The organism is Streptomyces sp. NBC_01276, assembly GCF_041435355.1.
Classification (GTDB): Bacteria; Actinomycetota; Actinomycetes; order Streptomycetales; family Streptomycetaceae; genus Streptomyces.
In genome coordinates, this window is sequence record NZ_CP108442.1 from 973,268 (window position 1) to 988,433 (window position 15,166).

General features: G+C 70.0%; 17 protein-coding genes and 1 pseudogene. 5 read left to right on the top strand and 13 right to left on the bottom strand.

The window, feature by feature from the left end; translation table 11 throughout:
* Positions 1-123: 123 nt before the first annotated feature.
* From OG295_RS03945 to panD, 4 genes are all read right to left on the bottom strand, one after another.
* A complete protein-coding gene (locus OG295_RS03945; protein ID WP_371675559.1) occupies positions 124-318 on the bottom strand; it encodes a hypothetical protein in 195 nt (64 codons plus the stop codon).
* 100 nt (positions 319-418) lie between these two features.
* Positions 419-1,069, bottom strand: a complete 651-nt coding sequence (locus OG295_RS03950; protein ID WP_371675560.1) for an aspartate/glutamate racemase family protein — start codon at positions 1,067-1,069, stop codon at positions 419-421.
* Complete coding sequence (locus OG295_RS03955) at positions 1,063-1,404, bottom strand: GNAT family N-acetyltransferase (protein WP_371675561.1); 342 nt, start codon at positions 1,402-1,404, stop codon at positions 1,063-1,065. Before OG295_RS03955 ends, OG295_RS03950 begins: the two co-directional genes overlap by 7 nt.
* A 14-nt stretch (positions 1,405-1,418) precedes the next feature.
* Complete coding sequence (gene panD / locus OG295_RS03960) at positions 1,419-1,838, bottom strand: aspartate 1-decarboxylase (RefSeq protein ID WP_371675562.1); 420 nt, start codon at positions 1,836-1,838, stop codon at positions 1,419-1,421.
* A 211-nt stretch (positions 1,839-2,049) separates the two neighbouring features.
* Between panD and OG295_RS03965 the strand changes: the two genes are divergently transcribed.
* Both OG295_RS03965 and OG295_RS03970 read left to right on the top strand, forming a co-directional pair.
* Entirely contained in the window at positions 2,050-3,738 is a 1,689-nt protein-coding gene (locus OG295_RS03965) for an SWIM zinc finger domain-containing protein (protein ID WP_371675563.1), read from the top strand.
* A gap of 61 nt (positions 3,739-3,799) precedes the next feature.
* Entirely contained in the window at positions 3,800-4,027 is a 228-nt protein-coding gene (locus OG295_RS03970; RefSeq protein WP_371675564.1) for a hypothetical protein, read from the top strand.
* Between the two features lie 17 nt (positions 4,028-4,044).
* Here OG295_RS03970 and OG295_RS03975 read toward each other — a convergent pair whose 3' ends face one another.
* From OG295_RS03975 to OG295_RS03995, 5 genes are all read right to left on the bottom strand, one after another.
* Entirely contained in the window at positions 4,045-4,266 is a 222-nt protein-coding gene (locus OG295_RS03975; RefSeq protein ID WP_371681426.1) for a hypothetical protein, read from the bottom strand.
* A 131-nt stretch (positions 4,267-4,397) separates the two neighbouring features.
* Positions 4,398-4,562, bottom strand: a complete 165-nt coding sequence (locus OG295_RS03980; RefSeq protein WP_371681427.1) for a hypothetical protein — start codon at positions 4,560-4,562, stop codon at positions 4,398-4,400.
* Positions 4,563-4,782: 220 nt separating this feature from the next.
* Positions 4,783-6,261, bottom strand: coding sequence for an MFS transporter (locus tag OG295_RS03985; protein ID WP_371675565.1), 1,479 nt, complete (start codon positions 6,259-6,261; stop codon positions 4,783-4,785).
* Entirely contained in the window at positions 6,262-7,050 is a 789-nt protein-coding gene (locus OG295_RS03990; protein WP_371675566.1) for an alpha/beta fold hydrolase, read from the bottom strand.
* A 33-nt stretch (positions 7,051-7,083) separates the two neighbouring features.
* Complete coding sequence (locus OG295_RS03995; RefSeq protein WP_371675567.1) at positions 7,084-7,542, bottom strand: cupin domain-containing protein; 459 nt, start codon at positions 7,540-7,542, stop codon at positions 7,084-7,086.
* A 131-nt stretch (positions 7,543-7,673) separates the two neighbouring features.
* Between OG295_RS03995 and OG295_RS04000 the strand changes: the two genes are divergently transcribed.
* Positions 7,674-8,285: a TetR/AcrR family transcriptional regulator gene (locus OG295_RS04000; protein ID WP_371675568.1), complete on the top strand. Its 612-nt coding sequence runs from the start codon at positions 7,674-7,676 to the stop codon at positions 8,283-8,285.
* Between the two features lie 404 nt (positions 8,286-8,689).
* Here the strand turns inward: OG295_RS04000 and OG295_RS04005 are convergent, their stop codons facing one another.
* Positions 8,690-9,304, bottom strand: a complete 615-nt coding sequence (locus OG295_RS04005; protein WP_371675569.1) for a TetR/AcrR family transcriptional regulator — start codon at positions 9,302-9,304, stop codon at positions 8,690-8,692.
* 480 nt (positions 9,305-9,784) lie between these two features.
* Between OG295_RS04005 and OG295_RS04010 the strand changes: the two genes are divergently transcribed.
* Positions 9,785-10,351 (top strand): TetR/AcrR family transcriptional regulator, encoded by a 567-nt coding sequence (locus OG295_RS04010; RefSeq protein WP_371675570.1) that lies wholly within the window; start codon positions 9,785-9,787, stop codon positions 10,349-10,351.
* A 118-nt stretch (positions 10,352-10,469) separates the two neighbouring features.
* On the opposite strand, the pseudogene OG295_RS04015 reads toward OG295_RS04010, so the two are convergent.
* From OG295_RS04015 to OG295_RS04025, 3 genes and pseudogenes are all read right to left on the bottom strand, one after another.
* Positions 10,470-10,622: pseudogene (locus tag OG295_RS04015) on the bottom strand (ester cyclase); the annotation flags it as partial.
* A gap of 60 nt (positions 10,623-10,682) precedes the next feature.
* Positions 10,683-11,171, bottom strand: coding sequence for an SRPBCC family protein (locus OG295_RS04020; RefSeq protein ID WP_371675571.1), 489 nt, complete (start codon positions 11,169-11,171; stop codon positions 10,683-10,685).
* Between the two features lie 121 nt (positions 11,172-11,292).
* Positions 11,293-12,219 (bottom strand): acetoacetate decarboxylase family protein, encoded by a 927-nt coding sequence (locus tag OG295_RS04025; RefSeq protein WP_371675572.1) that lies wholly within the window; start codon positions 12,217-12,219, stop codon positions 11,293-11,295.
* 524 nt (positions 12,220-12,743) lie between these two features.
* Here OG295_RS04025 and OG295_RS04030 point away from each other — a divergent pair.
* A complete protein-coding gene (locus OG295_RS04030) occupies positions 12,744-15,095 on the top strand; it encodes an arylsulfatase (protein ID WP_371675573.1) in 2,352 nt (783 codons plus the stop codon).
* The last annotated feature ends 71 nt before the right edge of the window (positions 15,096-15,166 follow it).

The following is a 15,166-nucleotide window of genomic DNA, read 5'->3' on the forward strand; positions in this document are numbered from 1 at the left end:
TGACAAGGGCCACAACCGGCCGCCGCGCGGCTGGAGTTGGGCACATGTCGAACAGTGGGACGGCGTTCGCGCGGACTGACGTACGGGTTCACCCGCCCGAGGGGGCTCGGGCCGCGCGGACCCTCAGCCGAGCGGGCCCGGCTGCGGGACCGGAGCGGGGCCGGGCGGCGCGGGCACCGGATCGGGCTCGGGGAACGGCGCCGGAACCGGCGGCACCGGCCGCGGCACGGGCTCCGGGTCCGGGAGCGGCGGGAAGGGCGCCGGAACCGGGTCGGGCTCGGGCGGCGGGGGCTGTGTCTGCTCTGCTTTTCGCTCCATGAGTCCCACTTTCCCCCGATCCCTTCCGCCATGCCCCCGGACACGGCGGTGCCCCCGGCGGGCCGCTTCCGCCGGGGGCACCGTCCCGCGTGGAGGCCGGTCAGGCCGGGGATGCGGGGGTGCTGTCGGCTCCGGGCAGCCGCAGGGCCGCGGCCAGGCCGGGTCCGGGGCTGGAGAGGACGGGTACGCGGGTGCGGGCCGACCGGGTGGCCCCGGCCATGGAGGCCTGGGCCAGGACGATGACGTCGGCGTCCGTGACGGCGTCCACCGCCGCGGCCACCGCCGCGAGGTGACCGGCGGTGTCCCCGGCCGCGAAGAGTTCCCAGGCCCCCTCGACGAGCCGCGTAAGGACGGACACCGCTCGGCCGGCGGCCTCCTCGGCCAGCAGTTCCGCGGTCGGCGCGAAGGTCGACTCGACGGTGGCCAGTACGGCGATCCGCGGGCCCGTACGGACGGCCTCCGCCGCCATGGGCCGGTCCACCCGGAGCACCGGGACGCCGAGGGAGGGCCCCAGGGCCTCCGCGACGGCCCCGAGGGTCGAGCAGGTGACCAGCACCGGCCCGCCCGCGTCCCCGAGCGGTCCGCGCAGGTCCTCGGCCACCGACTCCGGGCCGTCGGCGCGGGCCCGCTCCAGCAGCTCCGGGTACACCAGGTGCCGCAGTACGGCTCCCGGGTGGTCCCGGTCGCGCAGCGCGTCGAAGACCGGGACGTGCGCCGCGGAGGTGTGGAGCAGCGTCAGCCCCGTCACCACTGGCCGGAGTCGGCGTCCAGCTGCGCCTTCGCGGCCTCCACGAGACCGGCCGGGGCCACGGGCGCCCGGTCGGGGTGCTTGGCGGCCCAGCTCGCCGCGTAGGGGCAGAGCGGGACGACCGGGACGCCCTCGGCGGCGGCGATCCCGTAGAAGGTCCCCACCAGGTCCCCGGCGATCCCGCGGCCCTCGTGGCCCGGCTCGACCACCGTGTGGACCGCGACCAGCGCGTGCGGCTCGGCGGCGAGGACGAAGTAGGCGATGAACCCGACCACCGCCCCGTCCTCGACGGCCAGCAGACGCCCGGCCTTCCGTTCGTCCAGCAGTTCGATCGCCATGTACCCGATTCCCCTCAGACAGCAACCGCGTGGGGGCTGCGCTCCTGGTCCGTGCCCGGCACCGGGGCGGACGGGTCCGACCCCAGCTCGATGATCCTGTTGTCCGCGTCGACGTGGACGACACGGGGAGAGAACGCCCGCGCCTGCGCGTCCTCGATCTGCGCGTAGCTGATCAGAATGACCAGGTCCCCGGGGTGCACCAGGTGCGCGGCGGCCCCGTTGATCCCGATGACGCCCGAACCGCGCTCGCCCTCGATGACGTACGTCTCCAGCCGCGCGCCGTTCGTGATGTCGACGATGTGCACGAGCTCCCCCGGCAGCAGGTCGGCCGCGTCGAGGAGATCGGAGTCGATCGTCACGGAACCGACGTAGTGCAGGTCGGCCTGGGTGACGGTGGCCCGATGGATCTTGGACTTGAACATGGTACGAAACATGAAGAAACTCCCGAAATGTCTGCTCCCTGCCTGCTTCACGCAGGTCAAGGGCGGTCTCCGGAGCCTACAACGATTCGCATCTCTGGCCAGCTGTCCCCAAGTATTCCAGGACTCATTGACCACTTGCTGACTTTCCCGACGCACCATCAGGCCAGTCGGGCCATCCCGAACATCCAGTGGTGAGCGGTTCCGTTCCGGTTGAATGAATGCCGTGACACATGCTCTGGGTTTCACCGAGGAAGACCTGCGCCGGTTGGCGGGGGCGCGCTCGTTCGAGCGGGGGCTCGGCTATCTGCCTGCGGTGTCCCGGCTGGACATCGGGGACGCGGTGATCACCGCGACCGTGGACGGCACCGACGCCTACGAGGTCGAGCTGACTGAGGGCGAGGACGGCGGGCTCACCGGCTGGTGCGACTGCCCGTACGGGCAGGAGGGGAACTTCTGCAAGCACTGCGTGGCGGTGGGCCTGACCGTCTTGGGGCAGGCTGAATCCGTGCCGCAGCAGCGGTCGGCGGCAGCCTCGCGGACCCGGCTGCTGGACACCTGGCTTGAGTCCCGCACCCGCGAGGAACTGCTGGGCCTGGTCCAGGAACAGCTCGCCGGCGACCGTGACCTGCGCCGCCGCCTCGAGCTGCGCGCGGCCACCGCCGGGGAGGACACCGGCATCGTCCGGGAGCGGATCCTGAGTCTCCTCGACACCCGGCCCTTCGCCCGCTACGGGTACGTCGAGTACGCCGACGCCCGCGCCTACGGGCAGCAGGCGGCGGAGGCGGTCACCGCCCTGCGGGCGCTGACGGCGACCGGCCGGGCCGCCGAAGCGGTGGAGGTGGCCCGCGAGGCTCTCCGGGTTCTGGGCCGCACGTACGGGGAGATCGACGATTCGGACGGCCTGATCGGGGATGTCGCCACCGGACTGGCCGAGGCCCACTTGAAGGCATGCAGGACTGGCCGCCCTGACCAGGCGGAGACGGCCGAGTGGCTGGTGGGCCACCTGCTGCACGACCTGAACGACGCCACCGACATGGATCTCTTCGACTACCGGGAGGTGCTGGGAGAGCCGGGCCTGGCCCGGGCCCGGGAACTGGTGGTGGCCGCTTGGCGGGCCAATCCCAAGGGGTGGGCGGAGAAGCTCCTCATGGAGCGCCTCCTGAAGGCGGACGGCGGCAGCGTGGACGCGCTGGTCGCAGTTCACGCGGCGGACCTCGCCCCGAACGGCCACACCCATCTGGTGATCGCCAGGGAGCTGGAGGCAGCGGGTCGCGCGGCCGAGGCCCTGGAGTGGGCCGAACGCGGCCTGCGGGAGGCCGTGTCCGACTGGGGGCCGGACGACGAGCTGGTCACCTTCGTCTGCGAACGGTACGCGGGGGCCGGCCGCCTGGCCGACGCCGCCGCGGTCCGGCGGAAGCTGCTGTGGACCCGCCCCTCACTGGCCGCCTACCAGCATTTGCGTACGGCGGCCCGTGCGGCCGACGCCTGGGAGCGCATCGAGCGCGACGGTGCCCTGGAGGTACTGAAGGCCGCTGCCCAGCCCGACAACGGCCGCTGGTACGGCGGTTCGGCGCTGGTCGACGCGCTCATGGACGATGCCGACCTTGAGGCCGCCTGGCAGGCTGCCTCCGACGGGTACGCCGACCAGCGGCAGTGGCTGGCCCTGGCCGACCGGATCCGCGACCAGCGACCGGCCGACGCGCTGACCGTCTACCTGCGCTGGATCGAACCGCTGCGCAAGCAGACCGGTGACAGCGTGTACGAGCGCATGGCGGAGCTGCTGCTCAGCGCCCGGGCCTGTCACCACACGCTGGGCACCGAGGCGGAGTTCGCCACCTACCTGACCGCCCTGCGCGTCGACCAGAAACGCAAGCGGAAGCTGATGGCGACGCTCGACCAACACGGACTCTGAGCGGTCCGCTCAGGGCAGCGCGCGACGAACCCCCGCCAAGCGGCAGGCGACGTTCCTCGGCTTGGAGGCCCGATTCTCGGAAGCCGCGGCCCTGCTCTCCTCGCTCGCCGACAAGACCTCCCGAGGGCCGCTCGATCGTCCAATTCGCCGCCACGAGTACCAGTTCACCGAACGAGTGGTGGCCGGGGCCGAGTGGGTGCCGTTCACCGCGACCACCCGGATGCCGGGGGTCGACCTCCCGGACGGCAAGCGGCTGCGCAAGGGCGCGATCTCGGCGGTCGCGGCCTGAGTGCGCGAGCACGGCGGTCAGGTCGGGCGGTCGGTCACCTGGTCGCGATGACGGAAGACGGCACCAACGACGCCCCCGCGCTCGCCCAGGCGGATGTCGGCGTGACGATGAACACTGGTACGTCGGCCGCCAAGGAGGCCGGCAACACGGTCGGCCTCGACTCCGACATCCACGTCGCCAATCCCGTCGAACATGAGCGAGTCCCAGAACGATGCATCGGTCTGCCTGCCCAGCACCATCACCGTCCACAGTCGGCAGCGGCGGCGACGGGCAGAGACCTGATGGAGTGTCATTCCCGGCTGGCGAACGGCAAGGCGTACGCGGTCTCACGCAAACCCGCCCCCTCGCAATCGAACACCGATGTGACCGCTCACGCAGCCACGGGCGAGGCCGTGCGTAGCGGCGTGAGCGCGGTGCTCCAGGCGATGACCTGGTCGAGCATTGCGTTCGGGGCGGGCAGGTTGTGGGCGCTGGGCTTGAAGAGGCTGAAGTTCTCGAATTCGGTGATCATCGACAGTCCGACCTGCTGGCGCACGTCGGCCCCCGTCGTAGGACACGAAGCCGAGCGTTGTTCCACTCGGCATAGAGGAAGTCGATGGCGTTCTTCAGCACGCCGGGGATGCTGTACGGACAGTGGTCGGCACCCGGCAGCGCGGATGACGGGCCCGCTCAACCGCTGACTCGCGTCTCGGAGAACTCCGCCGCGCTGCTCCCTTGAAGCCGCACCGCCGCCGGGCCGGTGGGCCTTGTCGAGGTTACGCGTCTCCGCATCTCGGGGCCGCCCGCCGCGCGGGCGTGGACCCCGGGCTGGCATGGGAGCCCTTCGCCGAGGGGGGACCGGCGGTGGCCTTGACGCGTTGTGCGCTGCCGGCGGGCCGCCGGCCCGAGGTCACGGTGGCCAGGGCCAGGACGGCCAGTCCGCATCCGGTGATGGCCCACCAGGCCGCCGACCGCGCCCCGGAGGCTGCGGCGGCTCCGATCAGAGCGATGCCGAGGGCCGCGCCGACCTGCCGGCTGGTCGCGGCGATCGAGGCGGCCACCCCGGCCTGGGCGCTCGGGAGGCCGACTACCGCCGTGTCGGTGACGGGCGCGTTGACGAAGCCGAAGCCCAGCCCGAACAGCGCGTACATCAGGGACAGCAGGAGTTGAGAGGGGTGGGTCGAGCGGGTGACCAGTGCGGCCAGCGCGCCGCTGGAGGCGATGCCCGCCCCCGCGATCAGCAGCGGAACGCGCGGGCCGCGGCTGCCGACGATCCGCCCGGACAGCGGCGGGCACAGCAGCGACAGCGCCGCCATCGGCAGCAGCCGCAGCCCGGCGTCCAGGGGACTCAGCCCGAGATCGCCTTGCAGGTAGACGGTGTTGGCGAACAGGAAGCCACTGAGCGCGGCGAACGCGAAGACCGCGGTCGCCGTGGCTCCGCTGAAGGGCGCGCTGCGGAACAGTCTCGGGTCGATCAGCGATTCGTCACGCCGCCTCTCGTACGGTACGAGCCAGGCCAGCGCGCCCGCCGCGGCGAGCAGACTCGCCACGACCAGGGGCGATGTCCAGCCCGCGCCGCGCGCCTCGATGAGGGCGTACGTCAGCGTGCCGAGCAGGACGGCCACCAGGATCTGTCCCCCCGGGTCCGGCCGACGGGGATGCGGCGCCCGGGACTCGTGGATGTGGAGCGTGGTGAGCATGAGCGCGGCCAGACCGATCGGCACGTTCACCCAGAACACCGACCGCCACCCCGCCGACTGTACGAGGAGGCCGCCGAGGACCGGTCCGGCGGCCATGCTCAGGCCGACGACCGCGCCCCAGGTGCCGATCGCCCGCGCCCGCTCACGCGGATGCGGGAAGGCGTGCGTGAGGATGGCCATGGCGACCGGGGTGAGCATGGAACCGCCCGCCGCCTGCACCGTGCGGAAGGCCACGAGCCAGTCCGTCGTCGGTGCGAGGCTGCACAGCGTCGACCCGACGGTGAACAGCATCAGCCCGAGTCGGAAGACGCGCTTGCGCCCGAGGCGGTCGGCGGTGGAACCGGCAGATGTCAGCAGTGTGGCCAGCACGATGGTGTAGGCGTCCAGGGTCCATTGGAGGCCCGTCACGGAAGAGTTCAGGTCCTGCCGGATCGCGGGAAGGGCGACGTTGAGGATGGTGGTGTCGAGGCTGACCAGCAGCACGCTCAGGCAGCAGATGGCCAGCACGAGCGACTGCCGGCCGCGGCCCGGCTCGGGGGCGCGGGTGTCTTCCACTCAGCGCCGGGCTTCGGCGAAGTCCGCTACGGCAGACAGGAGTTGGCCGGGGGTCTCGATCTGGGGCATGTGCCCCGTGTCGGGGAGGAGGCGGAATTCGGCGTCGGGGAGGGCCGCGGCGTAGGCGCGGCCGTAGTCGGCGTCGACGACCTGGTCGCTGGCGCCCCACACGACGAGCGCCGGAACCGCGACGGCGGCCAGCCGCCCGCGCAGGGTCGGGTCGGCCATCACGTGAGGGCCCGAGTAGACCTCCAGGGCGGAGCGGTTGGCGGCCATGACGGCGCGGGCGGCCTCCGGGAGGGTGGCGGGGTCGACGGCGAACGCGGCCGGGTCGTGGAAGGCGAGCTTGGACAGTTCGGCGGGCGTCAGGGAGAAGGTGTCCGCGATCGGGTGGCCGGGGACGTGGATGCCGGCCGCGTTCACGAGGACGACGGCGCCGATCCGGTCGCTGCCGACCAGGGCCAGTTCGGCGGCGATCCAGCCGCCGATGGAGTTGCCGACGACGGTGACCCCTGTGAGGTCGAGCCCGTCCAGCAGCAGGGCGTAGCTCTCGGCCAGGGCGGTGACGTCGGTCAGCCAGCCGGGGCGGTGGGTGCCGCCGAAGCCGGGATGGACAGGGGTGATGACCCTGGCGTGGCGCTGCTCGGCAAGTAGCCGGGCGAACGGGGCGACGGTCTGGGGGCCGCCGCCGCCGTGCAGCAGCAGGTAGGTGCGCCCCTGGCCCTGGTCCTCGACGGTGAGGTCGAGCGTGCCGGAGGGGTGGGCGAGGGTGTGGACGGTGCTGGTCATGGGGAGTCCTCCTGGACGGTAGTACCGGGGGGGTTAGGCGAAGTCGGTGGCGGGCACGGTGGCGTAGCGGCTCATCGCCTCGACGGTCGCCTGCGGGGTCAGCTCCCCGGCGCCGGCGATCATGTCCCGCAGATCGCGGAAGTACTGCACGTAGAGATCAGGCGTGAAGGTGTTGATCATCACCGCCGGCTCGTCGCCGAGGTTGGCGAAGGTGTGCGGGGCGCCGGGCGGGATCATCGCGAGAGTGCCGGGCGGGGCGACGTGAACCGTTTCCCCGACGGTGAAGTGCACGGTGCCGGAGACGACGTAGAAGCCCTCGTCGTGCTGGGCGTGCCGGTGCTGCGGGGGGCCTTCGGTGTGGGGGGCGAGAGTGATCTCGCCGATCCCGAGCCGGTGGCCGGTGGTGCTTCCGTCCTCGAGGATGCGCATCTGGGCCCGCCCCAGGCGGATCGTCTCGCCGCCGTCCGGGCCGACCACGGAAACCTCTGACATCCCTGCCTCCTTCGTGAGAGTTCGCTCTCACGAGATTAGAGAGTTGGCTGTCGTCATGCAAGTGGACTCTCACAATGAGAGGGTGTTGATAGGGTCGGCAGGCACGGACACGCAGGAATGGGGACGTAGTGATGACGACGGGGACCGGGGCGGGCCGCAGCAATCAGAAGCAGCGCACGCGTACCGCGATCGTCGAGGCCGCCCGCGCACTCATCGGTACGGGCGCGGAGGTGACCATGCCCGCGATCGCCCGTGCGGCGCTGGTCTCCGAGGCCACTGCCTACCGGTACTTCCCCGACCTCCCCTCGCTCATCGGAGAGTCCCTGGCCGGAGTCTGGCCCGCGCCCGCCGACGCTCTGCGGCCGGTCGCCCGCTCCACCGACCCCGTCGAACGGGTGGCCTTCGCCTGCGAGTTCCTGCTCCGCGGGGTCCTCGTCCGCCAGGGGGCGGTGCGCGCCATGATCGCGGCCACCGTCACCCGGCCCGAGACGGCCTCCGCCCGGCCCGGCATCCGCTTCGGCCTGATCGACCAGGCGCTGATCCCGCTGAGGGACACACTGGGGGCGACGGAGCCGGAAGCGTTCGCCCAGCTCGAGCGGGACCTCGCCGTGACCGTCAGCGCGGAGGCCCTCTTCTGCCTCATGGACCTGTGCGGACTCGCCCCCGACGAGGCCGTGGCCAGCGCCGTGCACACCGCGAGCACCCTCACCGAGGCCGCCGTACGCCGGGCCGCCCACCGCTGACGACCGGCCGGGGACCGCACTGCCGGCGGCGGCCTGGTGGACGTCGGCGGCGAACCGGCCCGCGACCCCCGGCGGGCCGGGCGGCCTTCGACCTGGCCGAGCCGAAGGCCGGGGCCGTGGTGCAGACCCTCGTGAACACCGCGGTCCGCGCCATGCCCGGCAAGCCCGTGCCGGGCGGGGAGCACGGGGCCGGCTGATCGTCGGCCGCGGTCAACCGACTTCGGGCCGCCTCGCCCTACCGCCACTTCGCCGGCTAGGACGCTTCTCGCCGCGGCATCCGATCACGGTTATGCCACACGGCTCGACAGCCTCAAGCGGGTGGCGGCGGACACCCCTGAGGCGAGGGAGCAATTGCTGGGTCTGGTCGGGTCGGCGGTGTCCGGACTCGGCCGGAGAGTGCCTTCTTACGCCTCCTTGCGCGTGCCTGGCCGATCGGAACTGCTGCCGAGGGCGTTGTCGATGTAGGCCGCGAGCGAGGACCGCAGGCCCTCGGGCGTCATCTTCTGATCGTCGATCAGGTGCGCCACGAGGTCGGCGCGGATGGCGGCCAGCAGTGCGTGGGCGGTGAAGTCCGCGCCGTGGACACCGGGCACTTGATCGAGTTCGGCACGGAGGATTTCGTACCACCAGCCGTAGTGCTCGGCCTGGTAGGGGCTGCTGAGCCCGGCGTCCTCCGCGGCCGACATCAGGTGCCGGTTCTCGATCTTGAAGCGCAGCAAGGCGTCGAGGAGGTCCAGCACCCGCTGCCGCGGTGTCGACCCGGGTATGTCCTGCGCTTCCCGCACGGTTTGATGCAGGGGTTCGAGGCGGGCGGCGATTACAGCGCCGATCAGGCCGGCACGGTCACCGAAGCGGCGGAAGAGAGTGCCCTTGCCCACGCCCGCGGCGGCGGCGATGTCGTCCATCGACACGCTGTGGGGGCTGCCGCTGGCGGCGAAGAGGGCGTCGGAGGCGGCCAGGACGGCCTCTCGGTTGCGCAGGGCGTCTGCACGCTCCGCGCGCTCGCTGCGCTGGGCCACGGGCCCTCCTCGATCATCGGCCTTCTTCGGCCTGTCCCGGCCCCGGGAATGATATTCGGTGGGGCGCGCCCGCGCGGCTCGCACCCGGCAGCGCCCGAGGCGCATCCAGTCGCCCCCTTCCGTCCGGCAACGGATCCCCGCATCGCCGAAGCCGTCCGCCACCTCAGCGAGCGCCTCGCGCCACTCACGGCCGGGTGACGGGACCTGAACCCGATCAGCACCCCCACAGCGCGGCTCGGCTCCTCAGGGCGGCGAGCCGGGTAACCCCGAACGGCGCGATGAGTTCGGCGATGGCGGCCCGCAGCGACCTCGCGTCCATCCGACAGGCGGCTTGGCACGGATTGCCCCGAGGAGGAAAAGGGGGTGGCTCATCCGGTTCGCGCACCACGGCAATGCGGATGAGCTATCCCGTTAAACTTCTCCCATGACGACCGCCCCCTACGCAAGGACGCAGCCCGCAACTGGGAACGGATCGTCGCCGTGGCCCGCGATCTCGTAGACGAGGGCACGCCACTCCAGCTCAACGACGTCGCCCGCCGCGCCGGGCTGGGCGTCGGCACCATCTACCGCCACTTCCCCACCGCCGAGGCGCTCTTGGAAGCCGTCGCCACCCCTTGCCTGGAGGCACTGGCCGCCCACGGCGAGAAGGCGCTGGCCGACGACAATCCCGGGCGCGGCCTGGCTGACTTCCTGACCCGCACCATCGAAGCGCAGGTCACCGACGCTTCCCTGGCCACGGTCACCGCCTCGGCCACGGATGCCTTGCCGCGCACCACCGAACTGAAGCGGACCCTGTGGCCGGTCGGCGGACGGCTACTCGACCGCGCCCGCGACGCCGGGGTCGTGCGCCCCGACCTGACCTCCGACGACCTGGTGCCGCTCATGTGCGGAGTCGCCTACGCAGCCAACGTCCACAGCGTCTCCACCGCCCGCATCGAGTCCGCCCGCCGCTATCTGACCGCGCTACTGGAAGGCGTGTGCGTCCCGGCTCACGACGGTGCCGGAAAAGATCCGGGTCCCGAAACTCGGGCCGGGCAGACTCCGTAAGAAGCCCGGCAGCCAGCGGCCGACAAGGCGTACGGCTGGCGGCACGCCAGGCGAGTCGCCTCTACCGAACGACTCTCACGCCGCTGCGAGTTGGCATCTCAGGCAACCGTTCTCGTGTTCATCGCAGTTCCTGCGTGACGGGCCGCGCGCCCAGTTGCTCCATCAGGGAGAACAGGTTCGCCACACCCCAGTACTCGGCGATCTTTCCGTCGACCACGCGCATCGCGTCGACGGTCTCGAAGCTGATCTGTCGGCCGGTGGGGGCGATTCCGAAGAACGCGGGGCACGCAGTCGCGTGGGCGGAGCGTCCCTGGGGCTGGAGGCCCGGAAGTCAGCCGCGGACGTGCGTGCGGACCGCGCGCAGGGCGTGGCGTTGGACCAGTTTGATGACCGGGCTGCTGACCCAGAGCAACGGGGCGACCAGGGGGGTCGGCTGGATCGCCATCGTCCAGGTGAGGCGTGAGCCGGAGGGCGTGGGCTCGACGGTCCAGTCCTCCGCCGCGTGGCGCAAGCCGGGACGAGACGCCTCGTAGACGCTGAAGGTGTACCGGCGCCCTTCGTCCCAGCGGAAGAAGCGTTCTCTTGCGGTAAAGAACTTCAGCAAGGTGACATCGCGTACCGTGCCGACGCCGAATGGGCGAGACGAGTTCCAGTTCAGGCCGGTGAATGCCCACACCCAGTCGACCAGCTGTTCGCCGGTCAGGATTTCCCATATCCGCTCGGCCGGCGCTGTGGTCTCTACCGAGCGTTCGTAGCGGAAGGGCGCCGAGATGAGGAAACTGTCTCCGATTTCGGCGAGCGGGTACCAGTGGCGAGCCATCAGGTGCGTCCTCCCCTCGACAGTTCAGATCGAGGCAGGCGCGAATCGGGCGGCAGACATGCCGCTGTGCGAGGATGCGCCCGCATCAAGGTGTGTTCCTGGCGGCATTGGGAGGGTTCGATTATGCCGCATTATTCTTCTTCAGGTCTTCAAGGACCACCCATTCGTCGGATTTCGTGTACATGGAGCCTTGCAGGACGAATGCGCCCAGTACGGCATTGCACGGCAGGAGTCGGCCGATCGGATCCTCTTCGGACGGGTAGATTTCCATGCTGGCGGCGTCGCCGGCGTAGACGTCCGCCTGCGTGATGTGCCAGGGGGTGCCTACGAGCTGGAGCACTTCGGCTCCGGCGTGGCCGTTCGGTCCCGGCCCGACGCCCGGGAAGCGCTTCAAAGCGACTGTCGGCAGAACGTAGTCCTGAGGTTCTCCCGTCGAAGGGGGCAACGGCAGCAACAGATTGTAGGGATAGGGTAGTTCGTCTGTCCTGTCGGCCGGCAACGGTACCGAGAACAGCTTGTTGCCCTTGGTGACGCAGGAGGAGGCCAGATCATTGAAGTTGGGATCCACGGTCTTCGTCTGGATCGAGCCGCGAGACATTTGACTCAGGAAAAGATTTCCGTAGTTGCGCATCGTGATCCGGGCCATCTTCTTGGGGTAGCCGCCCAGTTCACGCCCGGCCAGCAAGGCCGCGTCGTTGTCCACGTAGATGGCGGGGACGTACCCGTAGGGGCGGCCTTGATGGAGGACCGAGATCGAGATGATCACCTCCATGTAGGGGCCGAGGTCACATTCGCGATACTTGGCGAACACGAGGTTCGCCGACGCCATTCCGGGCAAGGCTGGAAATGCGATGAGTTCCAGCTCTTTCGGGATCAGCGCGGCTGCCTTTTCAGCATCGGTCGCAAAGGCTACCGACACGTAGTCCATGGCCCTATAACCGGCCATTGCCCCGTCGTAGGTCTGCCCCCAGTGAGGCATCGTCTTCGTCGTGTACTCCTCCGGTGGCAGAGTACCCTTCAGGCCGGGCTCGATAGCAGGCGTAGTCATGTTCTCTTCCTTTGGATTGCGAAACGCCGCACGGAAGGCGGGGATTTGGCGAATCTCTGAATGCCGTGCCTGTAATCGCCTCGATCGGCCGTTTGATCAGGCACCGGAATTTCGCACCTGGGCAGCCATTGACGAGCATTCGGAAGGTCCAGTGGCGGCCATCTCTTGATGCACCTACCATAATTATGGTGCTCTACGCGTGGTCGGCCAGCAACTGGACCTCCACTTCGGCCGCAGGGCCGCATAAGCACATCCTCACGCGGGTTCGCGTCACTGAAATTCTGACTTCGGAGTCCCGCAAACGGTTCTTCGGGGTGCCACGAGTCGCCGGTGGAGCGGTCTCGAAACGGCTCAAGGGGTAGCCGAGAGCGCGCATGGAACCCCTGCTGTGGCAGCCGATCTGTGGTGGACACCGCCGGAGCCGGAATCGACCGGCGGGACTGCGCAGCCGCCCGCCGCTCCGTGCACATCGGCCCAGCTGCCGAACCGTCCGCACGGGTCGGCAGGAAGGAAGGACGGGCACGATGCCAGTGAACGAGTACAAGCCGGGGAGCGCCTTCTCCGGAGTGATCGGGCGGACCACGGACGTCTCCAGCCCGGCATGGCCCGAGCCGCCGGGGGCGGTGCCGGGATCACCCAACGTGCTGACGATCGTGCTCGACGACACGGGTTACGGACAGCTGGGCTGCTACGGAAGTCCGATGCAGACGCCCCGCCTCGACGGTCTGGCCGCGGGCGGACTGCTGTACAACAACATGCACACCACGGCACTGTGCTCGCCGTCGCGTTCGTGCATCATCACCGGTCGCAATCACCATTCCAACGCGATGGCGGCGATCACGGAGCTGGCCACCGGCTACCCCGGTTACAACGGCAACATCCCGTTCGAGAACGGGTTCCTGTCCGAAATGCTGCTGGAGCACGGATACAACACGTACATGCTCGGCAAGTGGCACCTCATGCCCTCGGCCCAGGAGTCACCCGCAGGACCTTACAACCGCTGGCCGCTGGGCCGCGGCTTCGAGCGGTTCTACGGATTCCTCGGCGGCGACACCAACCAGTGGTATCCGGAACTCGTGTACGACAACCACCAGGTCGAGCCCCCCGCCTCGCCGGAACAGGGCTACCACTTCACCCCGGACCTGACGGACAAGGCCAAGCTCTTCATCTCCGACGCCAAGCAGGTCGCTCCCGACAAGCCGTTCTTCCTCCACTTCTGCCCCGGCGCCACCCACGCGCCGCACCACGTACCGCGGGAGTGGGCCGATCGCTACCGGGGACAGTTCGACGACGGCTGGGACGCCTACCGCGAGGTGACCTTCGCCAACCAGAAGCGGCTCGGTGTCGTACCCGGCGACGCCGTCCTCTCGCGCCACGACCCGGACGTCCCCGAATGGGAGTCCCTGTCTCCCGACGCCCGCCGCCTCGCCGCGCGCATGATGGAGGTCTTCGCCGGCTTCCTGTCCCACACCGACCACGAGATCGGTCGGCTGCTGGACTTCCTCCAGGAGATCGGCGAACTGGACAACACGCTGATCATGGTCGTCTCCGACAACGGGGCGAGCGCCGAGGGCGGCGTCACCGGGACGGCCAACGAGGCGCAGTTCTTCAACAACGCTCCCGAACCGCTCGGGGAGAGCCTGAAGGCGATCGACGATCTCGGCGGTCCGACCACGTTCAACCACTACCCCTGGGGCTGGACCTGGGCGGGCAACACGCCGTTCCGGCGCTGGAAGCGGGAGACCTACCGCGGCGGCGCCAGCGACCCGTTCCTCGTCCACTGGCCTGCCGGCATCAAGGCACGAGGGGAGGTGCGCACCCAGTACGCACACCTCGTGGACATGGTGCCCACCGTGCTCGACATCCTCGGCATCGAACCGCCGGACACCATCAAGGGCGTCACCCAGTCCCCCCTGCACGGTGTCAGCTTCGCCCATACCTTCGACAACCCTGCCGCACCGAGCCTCCACCGCACTCAGTACTTCGAGATGCTCGGGCACCGTGCCATCGACCACGACGGCTGGCGCGCCGTATGTCCCTGGCCGGGCCCGTCGTTCACCGAGGCGAAGCAGCCGTTCGGGACGCCCATCAGCGCGGAGAAGCTGTCCGAACTGGACGCCACAGCCTGGGAGCTTTACCACATCGACGAGGACTTCGCGGAGACCCGTGACGTCTCCTCGGACCATCACGCCAAGACCATCGAGCTGATTTCCCTGTGGTACGTGGAGGCCGGAAAGTACGGAGTGCTGCCGGTCGACGGAAGCGCGCTGGCGCGGATGGCAACGGAACGTCCACAGATCGGCAAGGCACGGACCAGCTACACGTTCCGGCCCGGCACCCAGTCGCTGCCGCCCTCCGTCGCCCCCAGGGTCCTCAACCGTCCGCACAGCATCACCGCCGATGTGGAGATCCCCGCCGACGGCGCCGAAGGCGTACTGATGAGCCAGGGGTCGATGGCCGGCGGATGGAGCTTCTACATCAAGGACGGCAAGCTGACGTACGTTCACAACTACGTCTCGCGCGCCCTCTACACGGTGTCCACGACGGACCCGGTACCCGCGGGCCGGCATGAACTGCGCTTCGAGTTCGAACCTACGGGCAAGCCCGATCTCGCCGCGGGCAAGGGCGCACCGGGGCGTGCTGAGCTCTACATCGACCGTCACCTGGTCGCGGTGGCCGAGTTCCCGGTGACCACGCCCGTCATGTTCAACCCGGGCGGGATGACCTGCGGTGCCAACCCCGGCCAGCCGGTGACCCCCGACTACCCGTCACCCTTCCGGTTCACGGGCGAACTCCACACCGTGACCATCGACCTGTCGGGCGAACTCATCACCGATGCGGACAGCGAGATGCGCATGCACATGGCCCGGCAGTGAACCAGGGGCATGCCGCGTGACCGATGGCTCCGCATCAGCCGGAGAAGGGCGGCACTACGGCTCACGGCCGA